Source organism: Alteromonas gracilis (genome assembly GCF_036870955.2).
Lineage (GTDB): Bacteria > Pseudomonadota > Gammaproteobacteria > Enterobacterales > Alteromonadaceae > Alteromonas > Alteromonas gracilis_A.
Genome location: NZ_CP145482.2, coordinates 1,301,647 through 1,317,800, shown reverse-complemented (window position 1 = coordinate 1,317,800; position 16,154 = coordinate 1,301,647). Strand labels below are relative to the sequence as shown.

Annotated in this window: 8 protein-coding genes and 6 pseudogenes; 10 read left to right on the top strand and 4 right to left on the bottom strand. The window is 44.1% G+C overall.

The genetic code is table 11. The features are described 5' to 3' along the window. The first annotated feature begins 8 nt into the window (after positions 1-8). From V6N89_RS06320 to V6N89_RS06285, 8 genes and pseudogenes are all read left to right on the top strand, one after another. Positions 9-458, top strand: coding sequence for a GGDEF domain-containing protein (locus V6N89_RS06320; RefSeq protein ID WP_338516845.1), 450 nt, complete (start codon positions 9-11; stop codon positions 456-458). A 148-nt stretch (positions 459-606) separates the two neighbouring features. Further along, positions 607-2,121 (top strand): annotated as a pseudogene (gene putP / locus V6N89_RS06315) (sodium/proline symporter PutP). 244 nt (positions 2,122-2,365) lie between these two features. Then, a complete protein-coding gene (gene cysD, locus V6N89_RS06310) occupies positions 2,366-3,280 on the top strand; it encodes a sulfate adenylyltransferase subunit CysD (RefSeq protein WP_338516844.1) in 915 nt (304 codons plus the stop codon). After that, the gene (cysC, locus tag V6N89_RS06305) at positions 3,280-3,876 is read left to right on the top strand and encodes an adenylyl-sulfate kinase (protein ID WP_338516843.1); all 597 of its coding nucleotides are present in this window, start codon (positions 3,280-3,282) and stop codon (positions 3,874-3,876) included. The genes cysD and cysC overlap by 1 nt, the downstream gene beginning before the upstream one ends. Continuing rightward, positions 3,876-4,668: pseudogene (gene cysQ, locus V6N89_RS06300) on the top strand (3'(2'),5'-bisphosphate nucleotidase CysQ). The gene cysC and the pseudogene cysQ overlap by 1 nt, the downstream one beginning before the upstream one ends. A gap of 1 nt (position 4,669) precedes the next feature. Continuing rightward, a pseudogene (cysN, locus tag V6N89_RS06295) lies at positions 4,670-6,086 on the top strand (sulfate adenylyltransferase subunit CysN). Between the two features lie 16 nt (positions 6,087-6,102). After that, positions 6,103-7,827 carry an SLC13 family permease gene (locus V6N89_RS06290; protein ID WP_338516842.1) on the top strand — a complete coding sequence of 575 codons (1,725 nt, stop codon included), beginning with the start codon at positions 6,103-6,105 and terminating at the stop codon, positions 7,825-7,827. Between the two features lie 264 nt (positions 7,828-8,091). After that, the gene (locus tag V6N89_RS06285; protein WP_338516841.1) at positions 8,092-8,796 is read left to right on the top strand and encodes a YIP1 family protein; all 705 of its coding nucleotides are present in this window, start codon (positions 8,092-8,094) and stop codon (positions 8,794-8,796) included. A 20-nt stretch (positions 8,797-8,816) separates the two neighbouring features. Here the strand turns inward: V6N89_RS06285 and V6N89_RS06280 are convergent, their stop codons facing one another. Continuing rightward, positions 8,817-9,734 (bottom strand): DUF3025 domain-containing protein, encoded by a 918-nt coding sequence (locus V6N89_RS06280; RefSeq protein ID WP_346993548.1) that lies wholly within the window; start codon positions 9,732-9,734, stop codon positions 8,817-8,819. Between the two features lie 70 nt (positions 9,735-9,804). Here V6N89_RS06280 and V6N89_RS06275 point away from each other — a divergent pair. Next, positions 9,805-11,476 (top strand): annotated as a pseudogene (locus V6N89_RS06275) (M28 family metallopeptidase). Between the two features lie 46 nt (positions 11,477-11,522). Here V6N89_RS06275 and V6N89_RS06270 read toward each other — a convergent pair. Next, positions 11,523-12,305 (bottom strand): RMD1 family protein, encoded by a 783-nt coding sequence (locus V6N89_RS06270; protein ID WP_338516839.1) that lies wholly within the window; start codon positions 12,303-12,305, stop codon positions 11,523-11,525. A 319-nt stretch (positions 12,306-12,624) separates the two neighbouring features. Between V6N89_RS06270 and asnB the strand changes: the two genes are divergently transcribed. Next, positions 12,625-14,295, top strand: a complete 1,671-nt coding sequence (asnB, locus tag V6N89_RS06265) for an asparagine synthase B (protein WP_338516838.1) — start codon at positions 12,625-12,627, stop codon at positions 14,293-14,295. Between the two features lie 98 nt (positions 14,296-14,393). On the opposite strand, the pseudogene V6N89_RS06260 reads toward asnB, so the two are convergent. Together V6N89_RS06260 and queE are read right to left on the bottom strand one after the other, a co-directional pair. Beyond that, positions 14,394-15,276 (bottom strand): annotated as a pseudogene (locus V6N89_RS06260) (amino acid ABC transporter substrate-binding protein). A gap of 116 nt (positions 15,277-15,392) precedes the next feature. Further along, positions 15,393-16,042: pseudogene (queE, locus tag V6N89_RS06255) on the bottom strand (7-carboxy-7-deazaguanine synthase QueE). Positions 16,043-16,154: the final 112 nt, after the last annotated feature.

Sequence of the window (16,154 nt, the reverse complement as noted above, 5' to 3'; positions counted from 1 at the left end):
GCAGAGCGATGCTTATTGGGCTGAAAAAAGCATTGAAAAAAGACAAAGCCTCCTGCGTTGCACTTATTGATATCGATCATTTTAAACGCATTAATGATAGCTACGGTCATCTAGTAGGCGATGAGGTGTTAGCCACGCTAAGCAACACAATAAAAAGCAGAATCAGAAAGTCTGACAAATTGTGTCGTTACGGTAGCGAAGAGTTTCTTATTTACTTTACTGATTCCAATGAACAAGAAGTGAAACGTGTACTTGATGCTCTCAACAAGACAATTTCCAATAAAACAGTTTGGAAACACACCGATGAACGTTTTGCCGTTTCCTTCTCATCAGGTGTATTAAAGGTAGAGGGTGAAACCAACCTAGATATTGTTATTAGGCACTGTGACGCATTATTAGACGCTGCCAAACAGCGAGGCAGTGCACACATTGGGACCTATTCCATGTCCATGAGCTAGCAACTCACTCGTCCTTTTGTATGTGTAAACCATGTATTTGCCAAACTTTTTTTAAACACAGTCGTATATAAAATGTGCAAGGTCACCCGGTGCCATAGAGAGTATGTGGCATAGGTGTTAGCATAAAAGAAAAACATAGGGAAACTGTATGGCTACTGGCACGATAATCTCGTTGGGTTTGTATTTTGTTGTAATGTTAGGAATAGGCTTGTTTGCCTATCGTCAAACTGACACCAATGTAGAAGGCTATATGCTAGGGGGCTAAGCAGCTTGGCCCAGCTGTAACGGCTTTGTCAGCAGGCGCGTCTGACATGAGCGGCTGGATGTTGATGGGGTTACCCGGGGCCATGTATGTATCAGGGCTCTCCGCGGGATGGATTGCGGTAGGACTCACCTTAGGTGCGCTAGCGAATTACATGCTAGTTGCCCCCGCCTTCGCGTTTACACAGAAGTTGCTAACAACTCCATCACACTGCCTGACTACTTTGAAAATCGCTTTGCGGATGACTCGCGCCTCCTTCGTGTTATTGCGTCTGTCGTCATCGTCGTTTTCTTTACACTCTACACATCCTCTGGTGTCGTTGCAGGCGGTAAGCTGTTTGAAACCTCGTTTGGTTTATCTTATGAGGTGGGTCTTTATGTGACTGCTGGCGTTGTCGTTGCCTACACCTTAGTAGGTGGCTTTATGGCAGTAAGCATGACCGACTTTGTGCAGGGTTGTATTATGTTTGTCTCGTTAGTGATGGTGCCCATCGTGGTCATTAGCGAGCTTGGCGGTATAGGTGCGTCAATTCAGGCATTGGACAATATCAACCCAGCTTTGTTTGACGCCTTTATGGATGCATCAACAAATGAGACACTCACCTTCATAGGCATTGTATCGCTTATGTCTTGGGGCTTGGGCTACTTTGGACAACCTCACATTATTGTACGCTTTATGGCTATCCGCTCGGTGGATGATATTCCTACCGCCCGTAATATCGGTATGAGCTGGATGGTTGTTTCTATTGTCGGTGCACTTATGACGGGCCTATTCGGATTGGCCTACATCACCGGTAACGGCAACGAAATAGATCCTGAGACTGTGTTTATTTACCTTTCTCAAATCTTGTTCCACCCGCTTATTGGCGGTTTCCTTCTTGCTGCTATTCTTGCCGCAATTATGAGCACCATTTCGTCACAACTTTTGGTTACCTCAAGCTCATTGACCAGTGATTTCTATCAGGCATTTTTGCGTCGGGACGCCAAGGACAAAGAATTGGTGATTGCAGGTCGCGTGAGCGTAGTTATCGTCGCGCTTGTGGCTATTTATTTAGCGTATGACAGAGACAGTACTATTTTGACTTTGGTGAGTAATGCATGGGCTGGTTTTGGCGCTGCCTTTGGTCCCCTAGTGCTATTCAGTCTCTTTAAGCGAGAAATGACACGTCGCGCTGCATTGGGCGGCATGATTGTTGGCGCAGTTACCGTCCTATTGTGGATTTACCTTCCTGTAGAGATTGAAGGACAAAAGCTGGGTCAATGGATGTATGAAATCGTCCCAGGGTTCATCTTATCAAGTTTAACCATTTTGATTTTGAGCAAATCAGGCTCTCCGCGAGATGGCGTTATCGAAACCTTTGATGCATTTCAAAAGAAACTCAACCTAAGCAGTAGCTTTTAGTGCTAAGCTGATGTAGCAATGCAAAACCTCGAAAAGATTTATCTTTCGAGGTTTTATTGTTTTTAGGCCCATGAAATCGTCGCCTTATGCCAGAAATGCATTGAGACTTAAACTCTTGGAATAAGATAGCTATTTTAAATAGCTAAATCGCATACTACATTTGAAATTAAATGTGTTATCTTTCTATGCAGAAAAATAACCCGCATATAACTTTTTTATATATAACATAAATTCGGACTTCAAAATGACTGCAAGTATCCCGTCTATAACGCATTTGAAACAGCTCGAAGCTGAGAGTATTCAAATTTTCCGTGAGGTTGCTGCTGAGTTTGAAAACCCAGTAATGCTGTATTCTGTAGGTAAAGACTCGTCAGTTTTACTTCACCTTGCTCGAAAAGCTTTTGCCCCCGGAAAAATTCCATTCCCGCTTCTACACGTGGACACCACGTGGAAATTTGGCGAAATGATTAAGTTTCGTGACGAACAGGCTAAAAAGCACGGCTTTGATTTACTTGTTCATATTAACCAAGAAGGCGTAGAAGCTGGCGTAGGTCCATTTAGTCATGGTTCAGCGAAACACACTGACATCATGAAAACCCAGTCTTTGAAGCAAGCGTTGAACAAGTATAAGTTTGACGCAGCATTTGGTGGCGCACGTCGCGACGAGGAAAAATCTCGCGCCAAAGAACGTGTTTATTCGTTTAGAGATGACAACCACCGCTGGGATCCGAAAAACCAGCGCCCTGAGCTTTGGAATATTTATAACTCTCAAATCAACAAAGGTGAGAGTATTCGTGTATTCCCTATGTCTAACTGGACTGAACTTGATATTTGGCAGTACATCTATCTCGAAAACATTGAAATTCCTCAACTTTACTTATCTAAGCCGCGCCCTGTTGTAGAACGTGACGGTATTCTTATTATGGTTGACGACGACCGTATGCCACTTGAAGAAGGTGAAGTACCTGAAATGCGTTCTGTGCGCTTCCGTACCCTTGGCTGCTATCCATTAACAGGTGCAGTCGAGTCAGAAGCGGCAACACTTCCAGAAGTTATTCAAGAGATGCTTCTTACCAAGACGTCTGAGCGTCAAGGTCGCGTAATTGACCATGATAGCGCAGGTTCAATGGAGAAGAAGAAAATGGAAGGATACTTCTAATGGCCACCGACAACGTTGTTTGGCACAAACACGAAGTAAACAAAGTGACGCGCGCAGAAAAGCTCAATCAGCGCCCTCGCGTTTTTTGGTTGACGGGTTTAAGTGGCTCGGGTAAATCAACGCTGGCCAATTTGCTTGAGAAAAAGCTTCACGAGCAAAACAAACACACCTACCTGCTTGATGGCGACAACGTGCGCCATGGTTTGTGTGGAGACTTGGGCTTCAGTGACAAAGATCGGGTTGAAAATATTCGTCGCATTAGCGAAGTGGCAAAACTGTTTGTAGATGCGGGCACAATCGTGCTTACGGCTTTCATTTCGCCGTTTAAAGTTGACCGCGATTATTGCCGCAGCCTTCTAGAAGACGGTGAGTTTATTGAAGTATTTGTAGATACTCCATTAGACGTATGCGAGAAACGCGACCCGAAAGGGCTATACAAAAAAGCGCGAAGTGGTGAAATTAAGGACTTTACGGGTATTGATTCTGCTTATGAAGCGCCAGAATCCCCGGAAGTTCACCTTACCTATCAGGAAGAACCCGCAGAGCAGACGGCTGAACGCCTGTATGCATTGCTTCAAGAAAAGGGACTCGTTTAATGACGCAGCCTATTAATTCACTTGCACAAAACGTGCTTCGCATTGCTAAAGAAGCAGGCGATAAGATAATGGAAATCTACGAAAAAGATTTTGCCATTTATGAGAAGCAAGACACTAGCCCATTAACCGAAGCAGACCTTGCGGCACACAATGTTATTGTTCACGCACTTGAAGCTGACTCTGACTTCCCTATTCTGTCTGAAGAATCTGCTGATATTTCTTGGGACGAACGCAAGTCATGGAGTACGTATTGGTTAGTTGACCCACTTGATGGCACTAAAGAGTTCATCAAGAAAAACGGTGAGTTTACGGTAAACATTGCGCTTATCGAAAACGGCAAACCTACCATGGGCGTTGTGTACGCGCCTGCGTTAGACAAGAGCTATATCGGCGTTGTTGGCGAAGGTGCATGGACCGAAATTGACGGTACATTTACACCAATTTCCGCGCGTAAGCACAACGGTGCTGAAGTGTGGAAAGTGGTCGGTAGCCGTTCGCATCAAAGCCCTGAAATCCAGAATTTGTTGGCACAGCTTGAGGGTGAAACTGAGCTAGTGGCGATGGGAAGTTCACTGAAGCTTTGCCTTGTAGCCGAAGGCGAAGCTCATTTATATCCTCGCTTAGGTCCTACGTCTGAATGGGATACTGGCGCTGCACATGCCGTGGCACTTGCCGTGCAGTGCAAACGTTACCGTACTGGACCCAGAAAACCCACTTGATGACAACGCTGACGCTCTTACTTACAACCAAAAAGAGTCTGTGTTAAACCCCTTTTTCCTTGTGAGCGCATAACATGAACAACGAAAACGAATTATTAAGACAAGATATTCTTTCTTACCTTGAGCAACACGAAAAGAAAGATATGTTGCGTTTCCTTACGTGCGGAAGCGTTGATGATGGTAAAAGTACGTTGATAGGTCGTTTGCTACACGACTCAAAGATGATTTATGAAGATCAACTTGCAGCCATTACCAAAGACAGTAAAAAAATGGGCACAACAGGTGAAAAAGTCGACCTAGCGCTGCTAGTAGATGGCCTGCAATCAGAACGTGAACAGGGCATCACTATCGACGTAGCCTATCGCTACTTCTCAACTGACAAGCGTAAATTTATTATCGCTGATACTCCGGGACACGAGCAATATACTCGAAACATGGTAATAGGTGCGTCGACTTGTGATCTTGCCATTATTCTTGTTGATGCCCGCGGCGGTGTAAAAGTACAAACCAAGCGTCATTCATTTTTAGTGTCACTACTTGGTATTAAACACGTAATCGTAGCTATCAACAAAATGGACTTAATGGACTACTCTGAAGAGGTGTATAACCAGATTCAAGAAGACTACCTTAAGTTTGCCGAACAGCTTGATATCCCAGACATTCAGTTTGTTCCAATTTCTGCGCTTGAAGGCGATAACGTTGTTGGAAAGAGTGAAAAAACACCGTGGTTTGACGGTACGCCGCTTATGGAAATGTTGGAAAACATTGAAATTGGTGAAGACGACAACCATGACGACTTCCGCTTCCCTGTACAATATGTAAACCGTCCTAACCTTGATTTCAGAGGTTTCGCTGGCACCGTTGTATCAGGGCAAGTCGCACCTGGCGACGAAATTACTGCGCTTCCTTCTGGCAAAAAGTCAAAAGTAAAACAAGTAGTAACTTTTGAAGGCGACCAAGAGCGCGCGTTTGTACCTCAAGCCGTTACGCTGACGTTAGAAGATGAAATTGACATTTCTCGTGGCGACATGATTGTTAAGTCAAATAACCTTCCATTGTTGTCTACGCAATTTAAAACGCACCTTGTGTGGATGTCAGAAGAGCCGTTGATGCCGAACAAACAGTACTTGTTTAAGTTTGCGACTAAATCAACACCGGGTGTTGTAGCACACATCGATAACCAAATTGACGTAAATACACTGGAAGAGACAGACGCCATGCACCTTAATCTTAATGAGATTGGTGTTGTTGATGTGAAATTCACTCAACCTATGGCGTGTGACCCGTACAAGCGCAACCGACCTACTGGCTCGTTTATTGTTATCGACCGTTTGACAAATGGCACCGTGGGCGCTAAGCATGATCATTGATGAAATTGCTAAAGATGCGCAGCATACTTCGCCGAACTTCTCTGAGTTCGAGCTTGAGTTTAATGCATTAGTACGCAAGCATTTCCCACACTGGAATGCCGTGGATATCAGTAAGCTATAAATAGGACTGGTTGTATATGGACATATCCCAGTTCATCGTACTGGCGATTTTTGCCAGTACGATTGGTGCGCTGATATTTTCAAATCAGCGCCCTAGTACTGTATTTTCGGGTGCAGTACTTAGCTTACTGGTCACACAGCAATTATCACTCGACGATATATTGCTGAACCTTCAAAACAAGGGCCTTATTACCCTTGTTTTGCTGCTTTTGGTGAGCAGTGCCATTGACAAAACCGCGCTAATAAAGCGCCTTGGCCGAAAGCTAGTTAATGACAATTTCACCCAATCTTATTGGCGTTTGTTCTCTCTCACTTTTGTGTCCTCTGCATTGCTCAATAACACCGCGATTGTGGCAAGCTTAATAGGCCCAATAAAACAAAACCAATACCACCCTGCTTCACGATTGCTTATTCCCCTATCCTATGCTGCCATACTCGGTGGTACCGTGACGCTTATTGGCACGTCTACAAACCTTATTGTGGATAGCTTTTTGCAGGAGCATGGTCATCCAGGTTTCAATTTTTTCGACTTTACGCTGTATGGCACAGTGGCGGGATTAAGCTGTGGTTTGCTGATGTTTTTGCTGCTGCCGCTGTTACCTCATATTGGTAACAAAAATAACGACTACCGAGAATATATGGTGGAAGCCGAAGTCGAGCCTGGCTCTGAATTAATTGGAAAAACCGTAGAGCAAAACCACCTGCGCAATTTGCCAGAATTATTTCTTGTTGAGTTGGTAAGAAACGGTAACCTTATCTCACCAGTTGGCCCCGAAGTGGTTATTCAAGAAAGCGACAAACTGATTTTTTCAGGCAATGTTCAAAAAATTGATAACTTGAGTCATATAAAAGGCCTGAGTATGTTTGCTGAGACCGACGGCGTATTGCGAGAAAGCCTTACCGAAGTAGTTGTGGCAAATCGTGCACAAATTATTGGGCAAACTATCAAGAACCTCGGTTTTAGAGCGCTATTCGATGCTGCCGTAGTTGCCATCAGAAGAGATGGTGAGCAGCTATCGGGGAAACTCGGTGAAATAAAGCTTCAAGCTGGAGACTTTCTTCTCCTTGCCACAGGCCCAGACTTTGCTACTCGACAAAACCTAGGTAAGAACTTTTTTATTTTGTCAGAGCAAAAAATTGCTCGCCCACTCACTAATAAGCAAGAGTGGATCACGCTTGGCGGCTTTTTAACGACAGTTATACTCGCTGCTGCTAACGTTATTTCCTTGGCGATAGGCCTGTTGTTTTTGGCGGCAGTGCTGGTAGGTGTGCGCGTCACGTCCAACGGCGAAATGAAACGCAACCTACCGCTCAACCTAATCGTTGTCATCGTCGGGGCATTAAGTTTGGCCAGTGCACTAGAGAGCTCAGGTGTCATCAATACCACCACGCAGCTTTTAATGCCGTTTTTATCGGGAACAGATTGGTTTGTCGCGCTGATTGTCGTCTACTTGCTTACACTGATTTTGACCGAATTTGTTACTAACAACGCCGCTGCTGCATTAATGTTTCCTTTTGCGTACGGACTTGTGCAAATTCTTGGTGCACCGTTAATGCCGTTTGCCCTTGCCGTTGCATTTGCGGCAAGTGCTAGCTTTATCTCGCCGTTTGGCTATCAGACGAACCTGTTGGTGTATAACGCAGCTAACTATAAATATGCACACTTTATCAAAGTGGGATTACCAATTTCTGTTGTTTACAGTGCCATAGTGTTAACGCTGCTCAACTATACCTATCTGTAACGTGGTTTTAGTTATCTCTTAAACACTCTGAAAAGCGATGTACCGCTTTTCAGCGTGTGCTCTTTAAAGGCGTATCAGAATATTTCGTTTGATTTCCTCATTTGTCGAAACAGTTTTTTACAAAATAAACTGCTATCGATTAAGTAGTGCTGTACTTAATTTATGCAGCTAAGTACCCTTATTACTAACAATAAAAGCCTGAATGACTTTACTACTTCAACTAACATCAACAGGCATATAACAACAAATTGAGAGGAGCAGTGGATGCACACGGTATCAAACCCTTTTCAGGCGTGTAATGATATTTTCTTTAAACCGAATGGGGTATTCAAAGCCGTCGGTGAGAACAACAATTGGAGCTGGATGCCTTTTATTTTGGTAACGGCGATTGCACTGGCGTCACAGTATCTATACGTCAATTTTGTCGACCTTGAATGGTTTGCAAATATCAACATTGCCGCGCAGGGCGACATGAGCCCGGCGGAAGAAGAGCAAATGCGCGCGTTTTTCACTCGTAGTACGCTCCTTATGTCAAATATGATTGGCACGTTTTTCATGCTTATCGTCGTCAATGCACTTTATGCGGTTTATTTAAACCTCGCTACCCGCTCAGACGATAGTCACGTGTTTGGTTTCACGGACTGGTATGGCTTCTCATGGTGGCTGTCTATGCCTTACGTTCTTACAGGGCTTGTTGGCGTTGCGTTACTGCTGTTTTCTGGCGATCATCAAGTATCACCTTCATTGATGGCACCCACATCGTTAAGCTTTATCTTGAATATTGAAATGGGCTCACCGTGGTTTGCATTTTCGCAAGCAATCCGCCTAGAGCTATTTTGGGGCATATACCTAGCCATGGTCGGTATTTCACAGTGGACATCGTTTAGCCGCCAAAAAGCCGCGATAATTGCTATCGCTCCATATGCCATTATTTACGGTATTTGGTTAGCCGCATTGCTGTTATTCTAGTGTCATAAAACAAGCTCTTTTTAAGAGCTTGTTTTTTTATCCCGCTCTTTATTCCGCTCTTTACCCCATAAGGGAAGCGCAACCGTAGGTTTAGCATTCTCTCTCAGCGGTCTGAAATAAGATGTATCATCATAAAAAGATTGTGTTTGCACATCATGCCACCCGGGAATACCCAGAAGCGGTACCAGCTTTAAAATCGGTGATAGTTCAAAATCTTCAAGCTCTGCAAATCGCAAAAGAAGTGCATCGTCTACTCTTGCACGCTGCTCCCAAGGCGTCATTTTACTGAACCCGAAAGGTACGGATACCGCAAGCCATTTGCCTGTTAATCCAATAAACGGGTTTAACATCATTTCAAGGTTGGCATGCCCAAACATGAAAGGCGTAATGTGTTGTTCGTAAATAGCGAGGTCTTGAATAAACGCCTGCTGCCATTTGTGGTGTGCTAGGTCTGAAAGCCAATGCTCGATGACCGTTTGCGCGGCACTGTCTTCTTGGACTGGTGTTTCTACGGCCAAGACGACCCCACACTCATCGAAATGCGTGATCCTATTCCTTCTAGCCGTGCGAGGACTCACGCCATGTAAACGAATATCGTCAATGTGTAGCTTGTTCAAATACCGCTTTGATTTAGGAAATTGAAGCCAAATAAGTGCATTAAATAAATCGTGCCAGTTGTTTTCACGCGTTGGCACCACATTGTCTTCCCCGATAATAGTCTCGTAATAACGCGATTCATCCTCGCTAAATGTGCTCTGACCTTTAAAAATAGGACCATCCCATTCTTGTTGAAAAACGCGAGCAAGATCATTTAGCTGACTGGCGGTGGGAAACGTCGTTAACGTTAGTAAGCCTACTTCATCAAGTAAGTCGGTTACCGGTTTACTGGCCTTGGCAAGTAAATGCGCTTTACAGAAAGGGATTGATTCAGATTGCATAACAACTATTGGTTCGAAAAAGGCTTTTCACTATACTGGGTGCCAATTGTAGAGCAAACAGAGACTAACAATGAAAAAAATGTTTTTGCCCTTGCTTGTACCTACCCTAATTGGCGTAAGTGCATGCTCCCCTTCTAGCGACGAAAAAGCTGCCACTGCAGCAGACAAAAAAGTGATGCCCGCTACGACATCAAATTTCGATGAAGTGTACAACGCAATTTCTGAGAATGATATTCGTGAACCGCTCAAAATACTCGCCTCAGACGAATTTGAAGGTCGACTTCCAACTACTGAGGGTGAAAAGAAGACCGTAGAATACTTAGTCAACGAATTTACCAAAGCGGGACTTAAACCTGGCAACGGCGATAGCTTCTTGCAAAAAGTAGAGCTAATGGAAATTACCGCCGACCCAGATATGACCATGACAATCGGTGACAATGCATTTGCCTATAAAGAAGATATGGTGGCGTCGTCAAAAAGAGAACAAGAAACCATTACGCTTCAAAATTCAGAATTAGTGTTTGTTGGTTACGGAGTGAATGCACCAGAGTATGACTGGAACGATTACGAAGGGCTAGATCTGACGGGCAAGACTGCCGTTATATTGGTCAATGATCCTGGTTTTGAAAACCCAGAAAGTGGCAAGTTCCAAGGCACTACCATGACCTATTATGGTCGTTGGAGTTATAAGTATGAAGAAGCCAGTCGACAAGGTGCTGCGGGCGCTATCATTGTGCATGAAACCGCGCTAAGCATCATACGGATGGTCAGTAGTTGCAAATAGCTGGAGTGGTCCACAGTACGGCCTTGTAAGCAAAGACAAAGGTGCCAGTCGGGTGGCTATGGAAGGATGGCTTACGCTTGATGCTGCCAAAAAGGTATTTAGCGATGCTGGCCTAAATTTTGACGATGAAAAGGCTAAGGCAATGCAGGGCCCTTATAGCAAAGCCATGGGCATTGAAGCATCGGTAACGGTCAAGAACACCTTCAAGAAGTCTGAAAGTAACAATGTTATTGCAACCCTTCCTGGTAGCGAGCTTGAAGACGAACATGTCATCTATACGGCGCACTGGGATCACTTAGGTAAAGATGAAAGCAAAGAAGGCGATCAAATTTACAACGGTGCACATGATAACGCCACGGCGACAGCGGCCATTCTCGCTATGGCAAAAGCTTATGGCCAACTAACGCCAGCACCGAAACGGTCGATTTCATTTTTGGTTGTTACCGCAGAAGAACAAGGGCTTCTTGGCAGTAAATATTACGCCAGTAACCCTGTAATACCTATCGAGAACACAGTGGCAAATATCAATATGGACGCTATGAACGTGCTAGGTAGAACTAAGGATGTTGCCGTTGTGGGAATGGGCAAATCGGAAATGGAAGACTACCTGAATGCAGCGGCGACCAAACAAGGTCGCACGCTTACGCAAGAAGACAGACCAGAAGCGGGTTACTATTATCGCTCTGATCACTTCAGCTTTGCTAAGCAAGGAGTCCCTGCACTTTACGCTGAGGGTGGCACCGAACCTGCCGATGAGGAAACAGCAAAGTACCGCAAGCGCATGAATGTTATCGTGACGGGCTGCTATCACCAAGTTTGCGATGAATATCGCGATGATTGGGATTTAAGCGGCATTGTGCAAGATACACAAATGCTTTTTGATGTCGGTGTCAATGTATCTAACGCTGCATCTTGGCCTCAGTGGAATGCCACAAGCGAATTTCAACGCAAAAATTAAACAGTATGATAAAGGCCCTGATTAGGGCCTTTATGCTTTTTAAGTACTACATCAAAATCGCCTTGAGCTCTTCCGCCCCAAACGTCGCAATTTCAAACGCAATAAGAATAATGATGATCCACTCAAGAAATGAAGAGTGCTTATGGTTCAAATCATCTGCCAGCATTTCAAACAGCTCATGGATAACATCTAGCTTATTCGATAGCACTTCAACTCGTGGTCGAATATCTAGGTAACGCGAGGTTAACGTATACGCGTATTCATATTCTGGGTATTCCCAGAAGAATTCAGGCGTATCAAGCAAGCCATAGTGCAAAAAGATATCGCTCTTTGTACTGAAAAGATGGCCGCGTATTTTCGCCAAAGCTGTGCGTCCAAGTTTAATTTTGCCCGTTTCAGCCAGCGCATTTGGTAGGTATCCGTATTTGGATATTGTATCCTGCGCCTTTTCTTCGTATTCGTTGAGTTTTATAGACTGAGCAATGCCGTGACTTATTGACAGGCGTAGCAACTCGTCTTGGCTTGGTAGCGCAATCAAATCTCGCTGTAATTTGAGCGTATCGCCTTCCACCACAAAGCGTAAATGCTCTTGGTGCTGCCCCGTCAACACTTCTTCGTTCACTTGAAGGCGGTTCAGTAGAGCCATCTTTTCGTCTTCGTCGACTCCCCAAAAAACGATAACACCGTATTCAAAAAGCCACGCTTCTCCGCCAAAGACATCAATTTGTACCGCATCGCGATAACGCGAACCCAAGCTTGCCATCAAATCTTGTGAAATAGTGAAATCAGGAATAATAAAAGCCGACACACGGTCGTTTGAAAATTGCATACCCATTACCAATGAGACTAAAAATCGGCGCGATTATGCGCCTAATTTTCACACTGCGATAGCAAAATCATGCGTTAAAAAAGTAATGGTAACGACGATAAATTTTATTCAAAGTAGGATGTTTATAACCTTAAATGCCCAGTTTGGAATAAGTATTTCCATTTTCTCATCATATTGTGCTTGCAATTTCCTGTCAGACTGGCACATTCAAGGCACGCGAATACATAAAAAATAACATTATCGCTCACTCGTACGCGAGTACCCGACAGAAAAAGCCTCATAATTTATTTTCAACAAGTGAACAGAGAGAATCCGTTTTATGTGTGGTATTTTCGGTATCCTTGATATCAAAACCGATGTGTCTGAACTCAGAACCCAAGCCCTCGATTTATCTAAACTTCTGCGCCACCGTGGCCCTGACTGGTCGGGTATCTGGAATAATGACAATACCATTCTTTGTCACGAAAGACTGGCTATTGTTGACGTTGATACGGGTGCCCAGCCCCTTATCAGCCAAAATGACAAACAAATTCTTGCCGTTAATGGCGAAATTTATAACCACAAGCAACTTGCTGCAAACTTAGACTCAACGTATCCGTTTAAGACTCGCTCAGACTGTGAAGTTATACTTCCTCTTTTTCAGCAAAAAGGCATTGATTTTATTGATGAGCTTGAGGGTATGTTTGCCTTTATTCTTTATGATGAAGAACAAGATGCATATCTCATCGCTCGCGATCATATTGGTATTATCCCGCTGTATACGGGCTACGATGAACATGGAAACTTCTATGTTTCGTCTGAAATGAAAGCATTAGCAGGTGTATGTAAAACGATTAGCGAGTTCCCTCCAGGCCACTACCTGTGGAGCAAAGAAGGTAAAATCACTAAGTACTACAAGCGCGATTGGATGGAGTACGACAATGTTAAAGACAACACAAGTGACTTAGAAGAACTTCGTGTAGCCTTTGAAAAGGCAGTAAAGTCACACATGATGTCTGACGTACCTTACGCAGTATTACTCTCAGGAGGTCTTGATTCGTCTTTGGTCTCGGCAGTTGCGGCACAGTATGTAGCGAAACGCGTAGAAGACGAGGATAAAACTGATGCTTGGTGGCCGCGACTGCATAGCTTTGCAGTAGGTCTTGAAGGCGCGCCAGATTTGAAAGCGGCGAAAAAAGTGGCTGACATGATTGGTACGGTGCACCATGAAATTCACTTTACTATTCAAGAGGGCTTAGACGCCATTCGCGACGTTATTTATCATCTTGAAACCTATGACACCACTACCATTCGTGCTGCGACACCAATGTACTTGATGACGCGTAAGATTAAAGCCATGGGGATCAAAATGGTGTTATCCGGTGAAGGTTCAGATGAAATCTTCGGTGGCTACTTGTATTTCCACAAAGCCCCTAACGCCAAAGAATTTCATGAAGAAACCGTACGCAAATTAGATCGCTTGCACATGTTTGACTGTGCACGAGCTAACAAAGCAACCTCAGCATGGGGTGTTGAAGCCCGTGTACCTTTCCTTGATAAAAACTTTATCGACGTTGCGATGCGTCTTAATCCGCAGGATAAGATGTGTCTTGATGGAAAAATGGAAAAGTGGATTTTGCGTAAGGCTTTCGATAACGGAGAAACGCTACCAGCTGAAGTATTGTGGCGTCAGAAAGAACAGTTTGGCGATGGTGTTGGTTACTCATGGATTGACTCTATTCGAGATTTCGTAGAAAACGAAGTCACAGACCAGCAGCTAGCGACTGCGGAATTCCGATTCCCAGTAAACACGCCTGATACGAAAGAAGGTTACTATTACCGCACTATCTTCGAGAGCTATTTCCCTCAAGAAAGCGCGGCGCGTTGTGTACCTGGCGGCAAATCGATTGCGTGTAGCACTGTTGAAGCCCTTGAGTGGGATGAAAGCTTCAAAAACAATGCAGACCCTTCAGGTCGTTCTATGAAAGATGTGCACGCGGGTGAATCATAACTTCTATTAGTGATAAAAAAAACGCGGCTACAAGCCGCGTTTTTTTTCAAAATTCACAGTATCACTGCGCCGTGTCTATGTTATTTCTCTATGCTAACCTAGGGTTTAGGAGTCTGATTTTCGGCAACGTTATTTTTGTACCATAAACGAGAGTCATTAAGGGGCGTTTCCACAGGCAAGAGCGGATTTTCAAGAGTGAAAATCTGACGGTTCTCCATATTCAGACCTTGAAGAATAGGCGCATAAGTAGATTCAAATAACTCGTCGAACGAACCATCCTCAATAGCGCGATATAAGCCAGTTTCAATCAAACGCGCCAATGTCTTATTGCTGGAACTTACAAAATAATACATCGCTGTTGGGTAGTACAAAGCCATCTCTGACTCTAAATGAAGGTTGCTTCGCCTGCCCTCTTCGGCAAGTTCAGCATCCACTTCCATAACAGAACGAGGAAAAAAATCTCCTTTGCCCTGTTTAATCATGTCGTACGCTTCCCTGAACTCGGGCACGGTAAAGACATTAAACCCATTTGCTTGCAAAATCTTCGTATCCGGCCACTCCTCGCCCTGCACGGGTACTAGCTTTCTCATATCAGTCAGAGACATCACGTTTTCAAACTTACCGAGCTTTTTCTTGATTAACCACAAAAACCCGTAGACCAATTAAGCCTTTAGCAATAGGAACTCGAATAGCTGTAAGGTCTTTCTCTCGCTGGTTGTCTGTCATACTCCAGACCACGTTAACCTCTCGATTTTCACGAAGTTGTCGTAGCGCTTTACCAGTCAAAAGGATACGATCAGATGGGCGAAGTTCGTAATTAACTCCTGTTTTATCAAGGGCTAACTTAAGAAGTGCGATGGGGTATTGCGCGCGTGCATCTGAGTCGTCCAATGGGCGAGGATACGTTATTGTCCATAACGCGGCACTTGCTTGCCCACAGCACATTACTATTGCCAAGCACGCTAATATGAACCTGACCATAAACTATCCTTATAAAATGCGATTAACTCAACACGACGGTGTCGTTATCTCGGTGCCTCGAAAGCCTATCACCTATGCATCTTATGGCGCTGTGCGCGCCATTAGCTTTGGTGATGCTATTCTATGCCGATGTATTTATGTGTTTGTAAAGATAGCCGCCAGTTTCGTTCAATACAAGTGCTTACAGCAAGCTCTGTAGCTCTCTTTTGTTGACTAATTGGTTGTAAACACACCTGTTTTCCATCAAGACTAGATACGTTTGATAACAAAGCATCAAGCTCGTCAATGTGCTTCTGCATAGCAATAGGATGCTTAATTTCATTAGCACGCTCAAGTGCGCTGACAAGAACGTCATAACCGCCTTTCATGTTAATTTTGGGAGACACAGTTACATAAGTTCTGCTATCGCAAAGCACTTCAAATGTGCCGCTAGTTTCAATTTGTGTTGTGAAGCCATTTTCATGCAGCGTGGTAGTCAGCGGACGTAAATCATACATACAAGGCTCTCCCCCGTAATGACAACGTGCTTAGCCACGTAACCTTCACGCTTAAACAACGAAAGTAAGTTTTCTTCATTAGAAGCAAAATACGTTTCAGACTCACTGCTTTTGGCAATGACGTCTTCGGGAGAAACACTTAAGTCGGACTTTATTTCCCAAGTGTGTTTCGTATCACACCACGGGCAGCCTACAGGACAGCCTTGCAAACGAACAAAAACTGACGGGATCCCAGTATAGGCTCCTTCACCTTGAATAGTCTCGAACATCTCATTGATGTTTAATGTGGTTAATACAGACAATTTGATAACCTTTAACGATTGTATATTGGGATTTTACCAAGGATCACATAAAATTCAGGGATAATTTATCAATATACTG

What these genes read in the sequence shown, in the direction of transcription:
- V6N89_RS06270 (WP_338516839.1), bottom strand. Translation starts at nt 12,305, where the DNA reads ATGCAATTTTCAAACGACCGTGTGTCGGCTTTTATTATTCCTGATTTC.
- V6N89_RS06280 (WP_346993548.1), bottom strand. Translation starts at nt 9,734, where the DNA reads ATGCAATCTGAATCAATCCCTTTCTGTAAAGCGCATTTACTTGCCAAG.
- V6N89_RS06320 (WP_338516845.1), top strand. Translation starts at nt 9, where the DNA reads ATGCTTATTGGGCTGAAAAAAGCATTGAAAAAAGACAAAGCCTCCTGC.
- V6N89_RS06285 (WP_338516841.1), top strand. Translation starts at nt 8,092, where the DNA reads ATGCACACGGTATCAAACCCTTTTCAGGCGTGTAATGATATTTTCTTT.
- asnB (WP_338516838.1), top strand. Translation starts at nt 12,625, where the DNA reads ATGTGTGGTATTTTCGGTATCCTTGATATCAAAACCGATGTGTCTGAA.
- V6N89_RS06290 (WP_338516842.1), top strand. Translation starts at nt 6,103, where the DNA reads ATGGACATATCCCAGTTCATCGTACTGGCGATTTTTGCCAGTACGATT.
- cysC (WP_338516843.1), top strand. Translation starts at nt 3,280, where the DNA reads ATGGCCACCGACAACGTTGTTTGGCACAAACACGAAGTAAACAAAGTG.
- cysD (WP_338516844.1), top strand. Translation starts at nt 2,366, where the DNA reads ATGACTGCAAGTATCCCGTCTATAACGCATTTGAAACAGCTCGAAGCT.